This window comes from Azospirillum sp. HJ39 (assembly GCF_041507355.1).
GTDB lineage: Bacteria > Pseudomonadota > Alphaproteobacteria > Azospirillales > Azospirillaceae > Azospirillum > Azospirillum thiophilum.
The window spans coordinates 707,410-721,744 of record NZ_CP167911.1; the positions used below are offsets into that span (position 1 = coordinate 707,410).

16 protein-coding genes are annotated in these 14,335 nt (G+C 69.0%); 10 read left to right on the top strand and 6 right to left on the bottom strand.

Annotated features, from left to right (window positions below):
- Positions 1–306 precede the first annotated feature (306 nt).
- Positions 307–912, bottom strand: coding sequence for a septal ring lytic transglycosylase RlpA family protein (locus ABMY26_RS16785; RefSeq protein ID WP_372398346.1), 606 nt, complete (start codon positions 910–912; stop codon positions 307–309).
- Between the two features lie 179 nt (positions 913–1,091).
- Between ABMY26_RS16785 and ABMY26_RS16790 the strand changes: the two genes are divergently transcribed.
- Both ABMY26_RS16790 and ABMY26_RS16795 read left to right on the top strand, forming a co-directional pair.
- Positions 1,092–2,129 (top strand): alpha/beta hydrolase, encoded by a 1,038-nt coding sequence (locus ABMY26_RS16790; protein ID WP_372398347.1) that lies wholly within the window; start codon positions 1,092–1,094, stop codon positions 2,127–2,129.
- Positions 2,130–2,159: 30 nt separating this feature from the next.
- Positions 2,160–3,173 carry a DUF6352 family protein gene (locus ABMY26_RS16795; RefSeq protein ID WP_372398348.1) on the top strand — a complete coding sequence of 338 codons (1,014 nt, stop codon included), beginning with the start codon at positions 2,160–2,162 and terminating at the stop codon, positions 3,171–3,173.
- Between the two features lie 37 nt (positions 3,174–3,210).
- On the opposite strand, the gene ABMY26_RS16800 is transcribed toward ABMY26_RS16795, so the two are convergent.
- Positions 3,211–4,356, bottom strand: coding sequence for an AI-2E family transporter (locus ABMY26_RS16800; RefSeq protein ID WP_372398350.1), 1,146 nt, complete (start codon positions 4,354–4,356; stop codon positions 3,211–3,213).
- A 123-nt stretch (positions 4,357–4,479) separates the two neighbouring features.
- Here ABMY26_RS16800 and ABMY26_RS16805 point away from each other — a divergent pair, with 123 nt between their 5' ends.
- Positions 4,480–5,016 (top strand): CreA family protein, encoded by a 537-nt coding sequence (locus ABMY26_RS16805; protein WP_372398351.1) that lies wholly within the window; start codon positions 4,480–4,482, stop codon positions 5,014–5,016.
- Between the two features lie 24 nt (positions 5,017–5,040).
- Here ABMY26_RS16805 and ABMY26_RS16810 read toward each other — a convergent pair whose 3' ends face one another.
- Entirely contained in the window at positions 5,041–5,994 is a 954-nt protein-coding gene (locus ABMY26_RS16810) for a succinylglutamate desuccinylase/aspartoacylase family protein (protein WP_372398352.1), read from the bottom strand.
- 275 nt (positions 5,995–6,269) lie between these two features.
- Between ABMY26_RS16810 and ABMY26_RS16815 the strand changes: the two genes are divergently transcribed.
- Positions 6,270–7,136 (top strand): N-formylglutamate amidohydrolase, encoded by an 867-nt coding sequence (locus tag ABMY26_RS16815; RefSeq protein WP_372398353.1) that lies wholly within the window; start codon positions 6,270–6,272, stop codon positions 7,134–7,136.
- Positions 7,137–7,185: 49 nt separating this feature from the next.
- On the opposite strand, the gene ABMY26_RS16820 is transcribed toward ABMY26_RS16815, so the two are convergent.
- Complete coding sequence (locus ABMY26_RS16820) at positions 7,186–7,506, bottom strand: DUF1476 domain-containing protein (RefSeq protein ID WP_372398355.1); 321 nt, start codon at positions 7,504–7,506, stop codon at positions 7,186–7,188.
- Positions 7,507–7,667: 161 nt separating this feature from the next.
- Between ABMY26_RS16820 and ABMY26_RS16825 the strand changes: the two genes are divergently transcribed.
- From ABMY26_RS16825 to ABMY26_RS16840, 4 genes are all read left to right on the top strand, one after another.
- A complete protein-coding gene (locus ABMY26_RS16825; RefSeq protein ID WP_372398356.1) occupies positions 7,668–8,441 on the top strand; it encodes an NRDE family protein in 774 nt (257 codons plus the stop codon).
- 144 nt (positions 8,442–8,585) lie between these two features.
- Entirely contained in the window at positions 8,586–9,350 is a 765-nt protein-coding gene (gene purC / locus ABMY26_RS16830; protein WP_045581850.1) for a phosphoribosylaminoimidazolesuccinocarboxamide synthase, read from the top strand.
- A 38-nt stretch (positions 9,351–9,388) separates the two neighbouring features.
- Positions 9,389–9,631, top strand: a complete 243-nt coding sequence (gene purS, locus ABMY26_RS16835; RefSeq protein ID WP_045581851.1) for a phosphoribosylformylglycinamidine synthase subunit PurS — start codon at positions 9,389–9,391, stop codon at positions 9,629–9,631.
- Between the two features lie 55 nt (positions 9,632–9,686).
- Positions 9,687–10,325 (top strand): DNA-3-methyladenine glycosylase, encoded by a 639-nt coding sequence (locus tag ABMY26_RS16840; RefSeq protein WP_372398357.1) that lies wholly within the window; start codon positions 9,687–9,689, stop codon positions 10,323–10,325.
- A 106-nt stretch (positions 10,326–10,431) separates the two neighbouring features.
- Here ABMY26_RS16840 and ABMY26_RS16845 read toward each other — a convergent pair whose 3' ends face one another.
- Positions 10,432–11,478 carry a diacylglycerol kinase family protein gene (locus ABMY26_RS16845; protein WP_372398358.1) on the bottom strand — a complete coding sequence of 349 codons (1,047 nt, stop codon included), beginning with the start codon at positions 11,476–11,478 and terminating at the stop codon, positions 10,432–10,434.
- A gap of 169 nt (positions 11,479–11,647) precedes the next feature.
- On the opposite strand from ABMY26_RS16845, the gene ABMY26_RS16850 reads away from it, so the two are divergent.
- Both ABMY26_RS16850 and ABMY26_RS16855 read left to right on the top strand, forming a co-directional pair.
- The gene (locus ABMY26_RS16850) at positions 11,648–12,481 is read left to right on the top strand and encodes a UDP-2,3-diacylglucosamine diphosphatase (protein ID WP_372398359.1); all 834 of its coding nucleotides are present in this window, start codon (positions 11,648–11,650) and stop codon (positions 12,479–12,481) included.
- On the top strand, positions 12,478–13,476 hold the full coding sequence (locus ABMY26_RS16855; protein WP_045581854.1) for a glycosyltransferase family 1 protein: 999 nt from the start codon (positions 12,478–12,480) through the stop codon (positions 13,474–13,476). Before ABMY26_RS16850 ends, ABMY26_RS16855 begins: the two co-directional genes overlap by 4 nt.
- Here ABMY26_RS16855 and ABMY26_RS16860 read toward each other — a convergent pair.
- The gene (locus tag ABMY26_RS16860) at positions 13,469–14,287 is read right to left on the bottom strand and encodes a YoaK family protein (protein WP_372398360.1); all 819 of its coding nucleotides are present in this window, start codon (positions 14,285–14,287) and stop codon (positions 13,469–13,471) included. The genes ABMY26_RS16855 and ABMY26_RS16860 overlap by 8 nt on opposite strands.
- Positions 14,288–14,335 lie beyond the last annotated feature (48 nt).

A 14,335-nucleotide genomic window follows, 5' to 3' on the forward strand; every position in this document is an offset into this window, starting at 1 on the left:
GCCAAGACGGCCGGCCGGTGCGGCAATGATGCCGGCAATGGAGGAGGGTGCCGAGGCGACTCATTACTGAACAGGAGAGGTAATGTGTCGGAACTGATGCGAGATCAACCACTTACCGGAAAGGACCGCTTTGGCTGACATCGAGTGCCGGGGTTGAAGGACTGCCCATCTGGCAATTCCGCTTCCGGTGACAAAGTCAATTCCTTTTCAAGCGCTTGACTGTTCTCTGACTGTTGGTTCGGCGGCGCAGCGGGTCCCGCTGTGCCAGTGCGGCGAATCGGGAGCCGTCTTCGCCGCGCTGCAGCATTACTTGCCGGACCCCGACTGCGACACCTTGTCGCTACCTCCTTTGTCGCTACCGCTGCTTCCGGCCCGCCGCTCGTCGCGTTCGGCGACCTGCCTGTCCGAGGGCCGGTCTGGCGTCAGCTGGTCGACCTTTGCCTCGACCTTGTCGCGGGCGGCGTCGGTCGGCTGCTCCGACGGCTTGACCTCCACCGTCACCGGGGCGGTGCCGTCCTCGATCATGTCGAGCTTCCTGGCGGCCGAGCGCGACAGGTCGATCACGCGGCCATCGACATAGGGGCCGCGGTCGTTGACGATGACGTCGACGCTTCTGCCGTTGTCCTCGTTGGTCACCGTGGCCTTGGCGCCGAGCGGCAGGGCGCGCGAGGCGGCGGTGGGCTTGTTCTGGTTCATCGCCTCGCCGCTGGCGGTGGTGCGGCCGTGGAATTTCTGGCTGTAGAAGGATGCCTCCCCCTTGTGAACCAGGACCTGTTCGCCATCCTCATGCTCGACATGGACGGGCGGGACCTTGGCCTTTCCGCTGGCCAGCGCCGGGGCGGAAATCCCGCCCAGGGTTGCGCCCAGGGTCGTGGCGCCGAGCGCCAGGACGATGATGCGTATTGTCTTCATCTGTACACCTCCAACGGCGCACCAACGCCCTGCAAGGAAAAGAGTTCCCGAGCGGAGCCGGATGAAGACCTCGTTTCTATTTCCGGTTTCGGTCGTCTTGGGAAATTCGGGGTTGATGTCCGCATGGATCGCTGCCCCGATCCGCGATACAACGGACAGGGGAATGAAAGGGAAACGGAATGGCCGACGATGCCTCGTGGACTGCCGTGATGGAGAATGCCGGGCCGGCGATGCGGACGGCGATGCCGCAGGGCGCTGCGGAGCAGGCGGAGATCCGGACGGTGACGATGGCAGACGGGGTGCGGCTGCGGGTCGCCGTCTGGCGGGCGCCGGAAGGAGTGCGCGGCACGGCGCTGGTGCTGACCGGCCGGGCCGAGTTCATCGAGAAATATGCCGAGACCGCGGCGGCGCTGGCCGCCCGCGGCTTTCGCGTGGTGGCGGTCGATTGGCGCAACCAGGGCCTGTCCGACCGGCCGCTGCCCAACCGGCAGATCCACCATCTGACCGATTTCGCGACGCTGGTCGACGATCTCGACGCCGTGCATGGGCAGGTGGTGGCGCCGGTCGTCGCCGAGACCGGCGGGCCGCTGATCCTGCTGGCGCATTCCATGGGCGCCCTGGTGGCGACGCTGGCGCTGGCCCGTCATGCGGACGCGCGCCCGGGCCGCTATGCCGCCGTGCTGCTGTCGGCGCCGATGTACGCCATCCACACCGCACCGCTGCCGCGCTGGCTGGTGCGCGGGCTGGCCACGCTGGGAACCGCCTGCGGGTTGGGGGCGCGCTATGCGCCGGGGCAGGGCGATTACGACCCGGCCGAGGCGCGGTTCCGTCCCGACAACAAGATCACCGCCGACCCGCACCGCTACGCCGCCTTCCACGGCCCCTATGCCGAGCGGCCGGAGCTGCGGGTCGGCGGCGTCAGCTTCGCCTGGATCGCCGCCGCGTTGGATGCGGAGGATGCGCTGCGCCGGTCCCTGCCGCTGGAGCGGGTGCGCACCCCGGTCCTGCTGCTGAGCGCGCCGGAGGACCGGGTGGTGCGGGCCGAGGCGCACCGGATGGCGGCCGCCCGGCTCGGCAATGCCCGCCTCATCGACTATCCGGCGGCGAAGCACGAGCTGCTGATGGAATGCGACGCCATCCGCGACCGGGTGTGGGCGGACATCGACGCCTTCCTCGACAAGACGCTTGCGCCGGCGGGCGGCTCTGTCGTCGGATAGGCGCCTTCAGGACCAGAGGTTCCCAGCAGCATGACCGATTTCTGGACGGCGTCCGGCTTCCACCTGTTGACCCGCGATGCCGACAACCATCTGGCGGTGACGCCGGACTTCCTGCGCGCCTATCTGCTCCGGCCGGAGATGCGCCCGCCGGAGGAGGCCTGCGCCGCCGAGCGCACGCTGCACGCCGCGTTGCTCGACGATCCGGCGCGGCCGGTGCCCGCCCCGCTGCTCGATGCCATCGCCGATGCGGACGCGCGCGAGAATTTCCAGGTCTGGCTGGCCTTCCGCGACCGCCTGCTGGCCGCCGGCACCCTGGAGGGCTGCTACATCCGCCTGTTCCGCGAGGGTGCGCGCGGCGTGCCGGGGCTGTTCATCGACCAGCTGGTCCATGCCATCCTGCGCGGCATCCTGGACGAAACCCCGTCCGGCCTGCGGGCGCGGGCCGGCGAGCTGTTCTTCCGCGAACAGACCGTCTCGGTCGATGACGGGCGCGTCCGCGTCGCCGATGCCGAAACCGTCGAGACGATGGCGGCGTCCGGCGGCTTCGGCTCCCTCGGCCGTCTGGTGGTGGAGGCGGGAACCGCCCCCCGCAGCGTCGAGCTGGACATACTGGACGAGACCAACCACCCGCTCTATTGGGGGCGCGACGCCCGGCACGACACCGTGCTGGACATCACCTTCGCCGCGCCGGGCCTCGATGCGCTGGCCCGCGTGCTGGAGGCCTGGGTCGGCCATTTCCTGGGCACGGCGGTCGCCATCCAGCCGGTGCAGTCCATCCGCGACGACCGATGGGTCTGGCATGTCGGGCTGGACGGCGCTGCATCCGCGATCCTCAACGACCTCTACAATGGCGTGGAGGTGGAGGAGGAGCGGCTGGCCCGCATCCTGGCCCTGTTCCGCCTGGACTTCGCCGACCCCGCCGCCATGCGCCCCGACCTCGCCGGCCGGCCGGTCTATCTGGGGATGGCGATGACCGAGGGGCGGCGGCTGAAGCTGAAGCCGCAGAACCTGCTGGTCAACCTGCCGCTCGCCCCGATGGCATGAGGGGCGCAGGCGTGCGGGCGGGGAGCGCCGCCGGGGGTCATCCTCCCAGCAGCGCGCCCACCGGCTTCATCGGCTCGTGCGCGTCGAACAGGATCTTGAGGATGGCGAGGATCGGCACCGCCAGCAGTGCGCCGGGAATGCCCCACAGCCAGCCCCAGAACAGGATCGACACGAACACCGCGATCGGGTTCAGCGACAGCCGCCGGCCGACGATCATCGGGGTGAGGACGTTGCCCTCGACCGTCGTCAGCGCCACGAAGGACAGGGGCGGCAGGAGGATGGCGCCGATGCCCTCGAAGGTCAGCACCGACACCAGGAAGAGGACGCCGGTCATCACCGCCGGGCCGATGAAGGGGATGTAGTTGGCCAGCGCCACCAGCACGCCCCACAGCGCCGGGTTGGGCAGTCCCCACATCCACATCATCAGGCCGGTCGCCGTTCCCAGCACCACGTTGATCGCCGTGATGGTCAGCAGATAGACGGCGATGTTCTGCTGCAGCGTCGCCGCGACCATCGCGTAATGCACGCGGTCGTCGACGTTGCGCATGGTGCCGATCAGCGCCTCCAGCGTGTGGCGGCCGCGGGCGAGAAAGAAATAGAGCAGGACCTGCAGGATCACGACGTTGGCGATCACCGACTCGACCTGGCTGACCGCCTGTTCCATCAGCGTCGGGCCGCGCACCACCACCTCGCGCACCGGTGCGGCGCCGTTGCCGGTCTCCTTGGTCAGCTGCTCGATCTGCCGCGAGGCCTCGCGGGCGCGCTCGATGCCGGCGCGCAGGTCGCCCAGCTTGAATTCCAGCTCGTGCAGCACCCGCGGCATGCGGTTGACCCATTCCGCCGCCGGGGCCGACAGGGTGTAGATCGCCAGCAGCACCCCGCCGAACAGCGTGATCACCATGATGGCGGCGCCGATCCCCTCCGGCACGCCGACGCGGTAGAGCGCGCGGACCAGCGGGCGCAGCAGGAAGCTCAGGATCAGCGCCAGCATGATCGGCAGCAGCACGTCGCGGCCGAAATACAGGGCGAACAGCAGGGCGATCACGAACAGGCCGACGGCGGCGATGGCCAGCGGGTCGCGGCGATGGCCGGGCGGGGGCAGCGGCTCGGTCGCCGGCTCCGGCGTTCCGGGGAGCGGGGCCGCGGGGGCGGGAGGGAGCGAGGCGAACTGGCGGTCTGTCATCGCGGCGGCGGACCTCCGGAGGACGGCGCTTGACGGTGGCGCCCGATCTTCCGATCTAGGGAGTGTCTTGCCGGACCGCGCAGCTTGCGGTCCCCACCCGTCCTTGCCGGAGACCAAGTCGCGATGCGCAGCCCGTTTCCCCTGTTGAACGTTTCCGCCGGCCTTTTGGTTCTGGGGGTAGCCCTGGGGGGCGGAGCGGCCGGGCTTACGCTCCGCTCCGCCGCGGCGGACGAGGTGGTCGGCCGCTTCTCCAACGACTGGACCGGCAACGGCCTGCAGATCCAGGCGATCGAGGATCCCAAGGTGAAGGGCGTCACCTGCCATCTGGTCGATTTCGACCGCAGCCTGATCGACCGGCTGAGCAAGGGCAACTGGTTCGAGGATCCGTCCAACGCCTCCATCGCCTGCCGCCAGACCGGGCCGGTGAGCGTCGGCGACATCGACGTGTCGCAGAAGGGGGAGGAGGTCTTCTCCGAACGGAAGAGCCTGATCTTCAAGTCGATCGCCATCCGCCGCATCTATGACCGGCCGAACGACACGCTGATCTATGTGGTCTACAGCCGGCAGGTGAAGGAGGCCTCGGCCAAGATGTCGATCTCGACCGTGCCGTTGTTCGCCGCCGAAGCCGCCTGGACCAAGGGCAAGCCGCCGTTGAAGTGAGGCGGCCGAACCCGGGGCGGCGCCTTACCCGACGATCCGCCCCAGCCGCACCGCGGTCTGCCCGGCCTTCACGCGGCGGGCGGGCATGATCAGCACGCAGTCGTCATAGGGGGTCTGGATGGCACGGCCGTCGTCCCAGCCGATGACGGTGCCGGCGCGGCCGATCACCTCCATGCCGACGAAGGGGGCGGTGAAGCGGAAGCGTTCGCCGGCAGCGGTGACGGCGTCGGTGACCTCCACCACCCGCTGCGGATCGGTGCGCGGGCGCAGGCTCGGGCCGTTGGCCGGCGGATCGATCATCTCCAGCCCGATCAGCAGGCGCAGGCAGCTTTCCAGCGCCACCACCGCGGTCTCGGCCCGCCAATGCTGGCCGCATTCGACCAGGATGGCGGTCCGTGCCCCTTCCGGCTCGGCGAAGCCGCCATAATCGATCAGCCGCCGTCCGCCGGCATGGCCGCCATCCGCCACCACCCAGGCCGGATGGCGCAGCCCTAGCGCCAGGTCGCGCCCGCGCGTGGTCTGGCCGCACAGGGTCAGCGGCGCGGTGTCGGCGGTCATGGAATGGAGGTCGAGCAGCAGGTCGGCCGTCTCGTAGACCGGCCGCAGGGCGCGGGCACGCCGCAGCTCGACGCTGTCGCGCCGGCCGTCGAGATGCTCGGGCGACCACAGCCGGTTGAAATCCTCGTCCAGGTAGCGCGAGGCGTAGGGGTTCTGGCGGTCGAAGCTGGCATAGGCGGCGGTGTTGGCGAAGACGAGGCTCAGCCGTCCGCGTTTCGGCCGCAGCCCCATCCGCAGCAGCGCGTCGAGCGCGATGGCGCCGCACAGCTCGTTCCCATGCACCAGCGCATTCAGCACGACATGGGGCCCCGGCTCGCCCGACGGCAGGCTGGTGACATGGTCGATGCCGGTGTTGCCGCGCCGGTAGGGCGCGATGTCCGGCGGAGAAAGTTCGACGGGAGCGAAGAGAGGATCGGTCAAGCGGCAGGCTCGCCAGCGGAGGGACGCTTCTTCCAGTATGGCGAAGCGGGAGACCCCGCGCCAGTCCGGCGGGGGGATTTTTTGGCTGATGCCGCGGTGCAATGTTGCAGGAGCATGGCAGGGCCATGACGATTTGCCGTCGACGCCCGCTCGGCGTCCGGGGTATAGGATCCGGCTGGTCCACCGGTTCGACGATCCGGCGGATCCCTGTCGGCGTCGAGGGTTGGGTCCATCTTGCGTTCTGCGATGTCGGGTCGTCTGGTCGGGGCTGATCGATGAGCTTCGTGATCGATGACGTGCTGGTCCGCAACGACCCGGCCGGGCTCCGCCTGCCGGTCCTTTTCGATTCGCCGCACAGCGGCAGCGTCTATCCCGCCGACTTCAAGGTGGTCTGCCCGCACGCCCTGCTGCGCCAGGGCGAGGACACCCATGTCGGGGAGCTGTTCGCCGGTGCGCCCGACCATGGCGCCACCCTGCTGTGCGCGCTGTTTCCCCGCACCTGCATCGACGTGAACCGCGCGGTCGACGACATCGATCCGGCGCTGATCGACGGCGACTGGCCGACGCCGCTGCGCCCGACCCCGCGCAGCACGCTGGGCATGGGGCTGATCCGCAACATGCTGCGGCCGGGGGTGCCGCTCTATGACGGGACGCTGCCGGCTTCGGTGGTGGCCGACCGCATCGATCGCTATTACCGCCCCTACCATGCGCAGATGCGGGCGACGCTGGACGGGCTGGCCGACCGGTTCGGCGCGGTCTGGCATGTCAACTGCCATTCCATGCCGTCGTCGCTGCGGCCGGACGGCCGCGATCCGCTGGCGGTGGATTTCGTCATCGGCGATCGCGACGGCACCACCAGCGAGCCGGGATTCGTCCGGCTGGTGGCCGACACGCTGCGCGGCTTCGGCCGCCGGGTGGCGATCAACGACCCCTACAAGGGGGTGGAGCTGGTGGCGCGCTACGGCGATCCGGCGCGCGGCCGCCATTCGATCCAGCTGGAGATCAACCGGCGGCTCTACATGGACGAGGAGACGCTGGAGCCCCATGCCGGCTTCGCCCGGCTGAAGGGCGAAATCGACATGCTGATCCGCCGCATCGCCGACCATGCCGGCCAACGGGTCCTGCGCCGGGCAGCGGAGTAGGCGGCCCGCCGCCGGAGCGGCGGGCCAAGCCGCAGCAAGCCGGGCCGGCTTACGCCTTGTGGATCTGGTCGCGCGCGATCTCCAGGAAACGGGCCATCTGCTTCTCGACCCGGTGGTCGGAGATGTCGACCCCCCGGGCATGCAGGTCGGCGGCCAGCTTGTCCCGGATGTCGTGCGGACCGGGTGTGCCGATGTCGGTGTCCACGATCTGGCGGGCATACGCCTCCGCCTCGGCTCCGGACAGTCCCATCAGGTCGGCGGCCCATTCCCCGGCAAGCCGGTCGCGCCGGGCCCGGATGCGGAAGAGCAGGTCCTCGTCGTGCTGGAACTTGTTCTCGAAGGCCTTTTCGCGGTCGTCGAAGGTCGTCATGGGGACCATGGCTCCTTTATTGGTTTCGCTCCCGGATACATGGATTATATAGCCCGGAGGCGGTTGCCGTCACCGTCCCGCCGCGTTACCGCCGCGGATATTATGCAGTGTTTCCTCGGGCGGCGGGATACCCTTGGACACCACAAAACACAAGGCATCGCATGTGCAGCGTGATCCTCCTGCGGCGACCGGACGCAACATGGCCGCTGGTCGTCGCCGGGAACCGCGACGAAATGGCCGGGCGCCCCTGGCGGCCTCCGGCCCGCCACTGGCCCGACCGGCCGAACGTGGTCGCCGGGCTGGACGAGCTGGCGGGCGGCTCCTGGATGGGGCTGAACGACGAGGGGGTGGTGGCGGTCGTCCTCAACCGCTTCGGCACGCTGGGGCCGGAGGACGGCAAGCGGTCGCGCGGCGAGCTGGTGCTGGACGCGCTGGACCATGCCGACGCGGCCGATGCGGCGCGCAGCTTCGCCGACCTCGACATCCGCGCCTACCGCCCGTTCAACCTGGTGATCGCCGACAACCGCGACGCCTTCCTGGTCGTCCATCGCGGCGCCAACCCGCGCCACCGGCCGGAGGTGTCGTCGATCCCGGCCGGCGTCCACATGCTGACCGCCTTCGAGCTGGACGACCCGCAGGATCCGCGCACCGCCTTCTACCGCCCGCTGTTCGAGCATGCCGCCCCGCCGGCCATCGACGCCCCCGACGCCGGCTCCTTCGGCTGGGGCGGCTGGCCGGAGCTGATGGGCAGCCGCATCTGGGAGGGCACGCCGGACGAGCGCGGCGCCATGGATTTCCGGCTCGCCAGCGGTTTCGGCACCTCGTCGAGCTCGCTGCTCGCCCTGCCGCGGGTCGAGCGGCCGGACCTGAAGCCGATCTGGCACTTCGCGCCGGGCCGGCCGCATGCGGTGCCCTATGAGCCTGTCGGTTTGTGAGGCATGCCGGGCCGTCCGGGTCCGGCACCCCCCGTCGCAACCCCCGTCGTTGTGTTCGTGCACCCGGCTTGCTATATCACTCAGGCACTTTCCTGGGCCGGCAAGCTCGCTTGACCGGTCCTTACGTATTTGGACGAAGACGCGATGACACGACGCCGGCGCATCTACGAAGGCAAGGCGAAGGTACTCTTCGAAGGGCCGGAACCGGGCACCCTGGTGCAGTACTTCAAGGACGATGCCACCGCCTTCAACAACCAGAAGAAGGGCGTCATCACCGGCAAGGGGGTGCTGAACAACCGCATCTCCGAGTATCTGATGAGCCGTCTGTCCGAGATCGGCGTGCCGACGCACTTCATGCGCCGCCTGAACATGCGCGAGCAGCTGGTGCGCGAGGTGGAGATCATCCCGATCGAGGTGGTGGTGCGCAACGTCGCCGCCGGGTCGCTGTCGCAACGCTTCGGCATCCCGGAAGGCACGCCGCTGCCGCGCTCGATCATCGAGTACTATTACAAGTCGGACGAGCTGAACGACCCGATGGTCTCGGAGGAGCACATCACCGCCTTCGGCTGGGCGGCTCCGCAGGATCTCGACGACATGGTCGCGCTGTCCTTGCGCGTGAACGACTATCTGTCCGGCCTCTTCCTCGGCATCGGCCTGCGGCTGGTGGACTTCAAGCTGGAGTTCGGCCGGCTGTGGGAGAACGAGGAGATGCGGATCGTCCTGGCCGACGAGATCAGCCCGGACAATTGCCGGCTGTGGGACGTCAAGACCAACGAGAAGCTGGACAAGGACCGGTTCCGCCAGGATCTCGGCCGTGTCGAGGAAGCCTACCAGGAGGTCGCGCGGCGCCTCGGCATTCTGCCGGAAGGCGGGCCGAGCGACGTCAAGGGCCCCAAAACCCTCCAGTAACCACCCCTTACCAACCCATCAAAGCGAGCGGACATCCGATGAAGGCCAAGGTTCACGTCACCCTCAAGCGCGGCGTTCTCGACCCCCAGGGCAAGGCCATCGCGCACGCGCTGCACACGCTGGGCTTCGACGGCGTCGAGGACGTCCGCGCCGGCAAGGTGATCGAGCTGCAGCTCAAGAGCACCGACGAGGCCGCCGCCCGCAGCGAGGTCGAGGCGATGTGCACCAAGCTGCTCGCCAACACCGTGATCGAGGACTACGCCATCGAGCTGGTGGCCTGATCCACCCGGTCACAGCCATGCGGGATGTGGCCATGCGGGACATGGAGCGCGGTCGATGAGCGTCGAGCATCTGACCGCGCTCGATCCCATCTTTTCCGAATGCCTGCGGGTCGGCGGCCCGGCGATCCGCGATTTCTCGCGGCCGTCCGGTTTCGTCGGCCTGCTGCGCATGGTGATGGAGCAGCAGCTTTCCACCAGGGTCGCGCTGGCGCTGTGGGCCAAGCTGCAGCAGCGCATGGGCGGCGCCGTCACCCCCGAGGCGATCCTGGCGCTCGACGACGAGAGCCTGCGCGCCTGCGGCTTCTCCCGCCAGAAGATCGGCTATGCCCGCGGACTGGCGGACGCGGTGGCGAGCGGCCGGCTCGACTTCGACGTCATCCACACCCTGTCCGACGAGGAGGCGATCTCCCGGCTCGTCGCGTTGAAGGGCATCGGCCGCTGGAGCGCCGAGGTCTATCTGATGAGCACGCTCGACCGGCCGGACATCTGGCCGATCGGCGATCTGGCGATCCAGCTCGGCGTCCAGCGCCTGAAGGGCTGGGCCGACAAGCCGACACCCAGGCAGCTGATCGAGGTCGCCGAGCCCTGGCGGCCCTACCGCAGCTTTGCCGCAAGGCTGGTCTGGCACCATTACGTGGCGTTGCAGGAGCAGGCGCGGGCGGCGAGAGCTGGCAAGGGATCGCCCCCTCCCTAGCCCTCCCCCGCTATCGCGGGAGAGGGAACTCCGCCGCTCCTGCACTTACTCCCTCTCCCACCGCAGGTGGGGGAGGGTCGGGGAGGGGGCAATCGCTGCCGAAACCTCACCCCGCCAGCACCGGCAGGGTCCAGCCCGCCAGCGCGATCTCCACCGGCAACCGGGCCAGCACGTCGCCGTCGCCCTGCACCGCGTCGGCGAACAACCCGTCCCCGGCCGGCACCTCGATCCGCACGCGCCTGGCCGTCACCACCCGATAGTCGGGGAAATGCGCCAGCCGCCCGGCGGTGACGCCCCAGACATAGCGCAGCGCGTTCAGCCGGCCGCCGCGCGGGAACAGGCAGACATGCAGCTCCGGCGCGGTCAGCCGGGCATCGGGGGCGCAGATGAAGCGGCCGCCGTAGAAATGCCCCTTGGCGACGATCACCGACGCCACCTCCTGCGGTTCGCCGTCGTCCAGGGTGACGCGGTAGCGGCGGTCGGGCCGGACCGCCAGCTGCACCAGCGTTTCCGCCACATAGGCGCCCTTGCCGATCAGCCGCTTCACCCGCGGGTCGACCCGCTCCACCACCCGCGCATCCAACCCGACCCCGGCCATCATCGAGAAGACCCGGCCGTTCGCCAGCGCCGGCCAGATCGCCGTCCGCCGCCCGCCGGCGATCGCAGCGGCGATGCGCTCCGCATCCAGCGCCAGCCCGAGCTCGGCGGCCAGCACATTGGCGGTGCCCATCGGCACGATGCCCAGCGCCGGCGCCCTCCCGGCCGCGGCGTGCGGCGCCAGCCCGTTGATGACCTCGTTGATGGTGCCGTCGCCGCCGGCCGCCACCACGGCATCGACGCTGGCGGGATCGACCGCGCGGGCGAACTCCTCCGCATCGCCGCGCCGGCCGGTCGGCTTGACGTCGACGGTCAGGCCGCGCGCCTCCAGCCGGCCGACCACCGCGCGCAGCCGCCGTGCCCGCCGCCCGCCGGCCGTCGGGTTGTGGATGACCAGCAGCCGCCGCACCGCTCCGTCGGCCGGCCTGTCTGTCGGTCCATCCGCCATGGCGTCAAGTCCGGCCCCGCCGGCCGCCGCATCCCCGATCAACACCGTGTCGCGCACCGATTCGCTCTCCCTGTCCGGCGCGGGGGGCGCCTTGTGTTGCAGAACCATGAAGGGGATGCGGCGATTCCATTGCAGTAAAACTGCGGGAAGATGACCATTTCCCAAAATGGTGTGGCGAATAGGTGCGGGCGTTCCAAAACATTGTCAAGATGCCTCTCTTTCATTTATACCGCGTTTGTCTTGGTGGCCTCCGGTCACGGCGACGATGGAGCGGAAGATGGACGCCGTCCCAGCGGTCAAGCGCTACCGCAGTATCTGGATATCCGACGTTCATCTGGGAACGCGCGGCTGTCAGGCGGAGCTGCTGCTCGATTTCCTCAAGCACACCGAATCGGATCACCTGTTCCTGGTCGGCGACATCGTCGACGGCTGGCGGCTGAAGAAGACCTGGTATTGGCCGCAGGCCCACAACGACGTGGTGCAGAAGATCATGCGCCGCGCCCGCAAGGGGGTGGAGGTCTATTACATCCCCGGCAACCATGACGAGGCGGCGCGCGATTATGTCGGGCTGCAATTCGGCGGGGTGCATGTGGTGGACGAATGGATCCACACCACCGCCGACGGCCGCCGGCTGCTGATCACCCATGGCGACCGCTTCGACGCGGTGGTGCGCTATGCCAAGTGGCTGGCCCTGCTGGGCGACCATGCCTATGTCGCGCTGCTGCAGGTCAACACCCTGTTCAACTGGGCGCGGCGCAAGCTTGGGTTCCGCTACTGGTCGCTGTCGGCCTACCTGAAGCACAAGGCCAAGACCGCGGTCGAATTCATCGGCAAGTACGAAGAGGCGCTGGGCGAGGAAGCCCGCCGCCGCAAGGTCGACGGCGTCGTCTGCGGCCATATCCACACCGCCGAGATGCGGGACATCGAAGGAATCCTCTATTGCAACGACGGCGATTGGGTCGAGTCCTGCACAGCCTTGGTCGAGCACGACAGCGGTTTGCTGGAGATCATCCACTGGGCAGAGGTCATGGCCCGGCGCACGCCCGTCCATGGGCCCAGCCCTGCGAAGAGCCCAGCGAAGATCGGGGCGAAGGAACGGGAAGCGGCGTGAACATCCTGATCGTCAGCGACGCCTGGCACCCGCAGGTGAACGGCGTCGTGCGCACCATCGGCACCGTCCGGCGCGAGTTGGAGGCGATGGGCCAGAGGGTCGAGGTGATCGGCCCCGACCGTTTCCGCACCCTGCCCATGCCGACATATCCGGAAATCCGTCTGGCGCTGGGCGCCAGGCGCCGGCTGTGGGCGATGATCGAGGCGATGCGGCCGGACTGCATCCACATCGCCACCGAAGGGCCGCTCGGCTTCGCCGCCCGCGCCTATTGCCTGAAGCACGGCAAGCCCTTCACCACCGCCTACCACACCCGCTTTCCCGAATATGTCCGCGACCGCGCGCCGATCCCGCTGGCGCTGTCCTATGCGGTGGTCCGCCGTTTCCACAAGCCGTCCTCGGCGGTGATGGTGGCGACCCAGACCATCGAGGATGCGCTGACCTCGCGCGGGTTCGCCAACATCCGGCGCTGGACCCGCGGTGTCGACACCGATCTGTTCCATCCCCGCGACAAGGGCTTTCTTGACCTGCCGCGCCCGGTGTCGATGTATGTCGGCCGCGTCGCGGTGGAGAAGAACCTGGAGGATTTCCTGCGCCTCGACCTGCCCGGCAGCAAGGTGGTGGTCGGCGACGGCCCGGCGCGGGAGGAATTGCAGCGCAAATATCCCGGCGTCCATTGGGTCGGGGCCAAGCATGGCGAGGAGCTGGCGCAATATTACGCCGCCGCCGACGTCTTCGTCTTCCCGTCGCGCACCGACACCTTCGGGCTGGTCCTGCTGGAGGCGCTGGCATCCGGCGTTCCGGTGGCAGCCTATCCGGTGCCGGGACCGCTGGACGTGGTCGACGGCTCCGGCGCCGGCTGCCTGGACGAGGATCTGAAGCGCGCGGTCGAAGGGGCGCTGGCGATCCCGGCGGAAAAATGCCGCGACTATGCGCTGGGCTATTCCTGGCGCCGCTCGGCCGAGCAGTTCCTGTCCAACCTGCGCCCCTTCAACTGAGGGGCGGCTGTCCGGTCCGGGTGCGGCCATGGACGCGGCCATGGATCCGGTAGCGGAGGAACAGCCGCGTCCGCGTCCGGGCGTCGTCCATCAGCGGGACGATGGCGAGCAGGACCAGGAAGGCGGCCAGCGGCAGCGTGGTGACGTAGCCGGCATTGTGGAAGCCGACCGCCCCGGCGGTGCCGCCCAGGCAGAAGGCCGCCAGCAACGACAGCAGCAGGCCGAGCCGGCGCCAATCGGTGCGCACCGGCCGGTAGCGCGCCGATTCGCGGCCGAGATTGATGTAGACCAGCTTGCCCAGCTCGATGCCGATGTCGGTGACGATCCCGGTCATGTGGGTCGTGCGGATCTCGGCGTTCGAGATCTTGGTGATGATGGCGTTCTGCAACCCCATGATGAAGCACAGCAGCAGGACGGTCAGCGGCGTGAACAGCGCCCGGTGGTCCTCCAGGCTGTTGCCCAGCAGCCCGAAGGCCAGCAGCAGCAGGGCCTCCCAGAACAGCGGGTAGGCATAGGCGCTGTGCATCCGGTGGTGGCGCCCCCAGTTGATGAGGATGGTCGAATAGGCGGCGCCCGAGACGAAGGCGGCCACCGACGCCACCCCGGCGGCCAGCGCCGTCAGGTTGCCCAGCACCAGATTGTCGGCCACCGACGAGACGATGCCGGACATGTGCGAGGTGTATTGCAGCACGGCGAGGAAGCCGCCGGCATTGATCGCCCCGGCGACGAAGGCGAGCGAGACGCCGAGATGGATGTTGGCCCGTCTCGTCCGCTTGCTCTCCGAAAGCGCCCGAAGGTAGGACACCGGCATGCTGCACCGCGCAAGGCAGAAGGTTCGCGGTGCAGGATAGCCGATGCG

What these genes read in the sequence shown, in the direction of transcription:
- ABMY26_RS16785 (WP_372398346.1), bottom strand. Translation starts at nt 912, where the DNA reads ATGAAGACAATACGCATCATCGTCCTGGCGCTCGGCGCCACGACCCTG.
- ABMY26_RS16790 (WP_372398347.1), top strand. Translation starts at nt 1,092, where the DNA reads ATGGCCGACGATGCCTCGTGGACTGCCGTGATGGAGAATGCCGGGCCG.
- ABMY26_RS16795 (WP_372398348.1), top strand. Translation starts at nt 2,160, where the DNA reads ATGACCGATTTCTGGACGGCGTCCGGCTTCCACCTGTTGACCCGCGAT.
- ABMY26_RS16800 (WP_372398350.1), bottom strand. Translation starts at nt 4,356, where the DNA reads ATGACAGACCGCCAGTTCGCCTCGCTCCCTCCCGCCCCCGCGGCCCCG.
- ABMY26_RS16805 (WP_372398351.1), top strand. Translation starts at nt 4,480, where the DNA reads ATGCGCAGCCCGTTTCCCCTGTTGAACGTTTCCGCCGGCCTTTTGGTT.
- ABMY26_RS16815 (WP_372398353.1), top strand. Translation starts at nt 6,270, where the DNA reads ATGAGCTTCGTGATCGATGACGTGCTGGTCCGCAACGACCCGGCCGGG.
- ABMY26_RS16820 (WP_372398355.1), bottom strand. Translation starts at nt 7,506, where the DNA reads ATGACGACCTTCGACGACCGCGAAAAGGCCTTCGAGAACAAGTTCCAG.
- ABMY26_RS16825 (WP_372398356.1), top strand. Translation starts at nt 7,668, where the DNA reads ATGTGCAGCGTGATCCTCCTGCGGCGACCGGACGCAACATGGCCGCTG.
- purC (WP_045581850.1), top strand. Translation starts at nt 8,586, where the DNA reads ATGACACGACGCCGGCGCATCTACGAAGGCAAGGCGAAGGTACTCTTC.
- purS (WP_045581851.1), top strand. Translation starts at nt 9,389, where the DNA reads ATGAAGGCCAAGGTTCACGTCACCCTCAAGCGCGGCGTTCTCGACCCC.
- ABMY26_RS16840 (WP_372398357.1), top strand. Translation starts at nt 9,687, where the DNA reads ATGAGCGTCGAGCATCTGACCGCGCTCGATCCCATCTTTTCCGAATGC.
- ABMY26_RS16845 (WP_372398358.1), bottom strand. Translation starts at nt 11,478, where the DNA reads ATGGTTCTGCAACACAAGGCGCCCCCCGCGCCGGACAGGGAGAGCGAA.
- ABMY26_RS16850 (WP_372398359.1), top strand. Translation starts at nt 11,648, where the DNA reads ATGGACGCCGTCCCAGCGGTCAAGCGCTACCGCAGTATCTGGATATCC.
- ABMY26_RS16860 (WP_372398360.1), bottom strand. Translation starts at nt 14,287, where the DNA reads ATGCCGGTGTCCTACCTTCGGGCGCTTTCGGAGAGCAAGCGGACGAGA.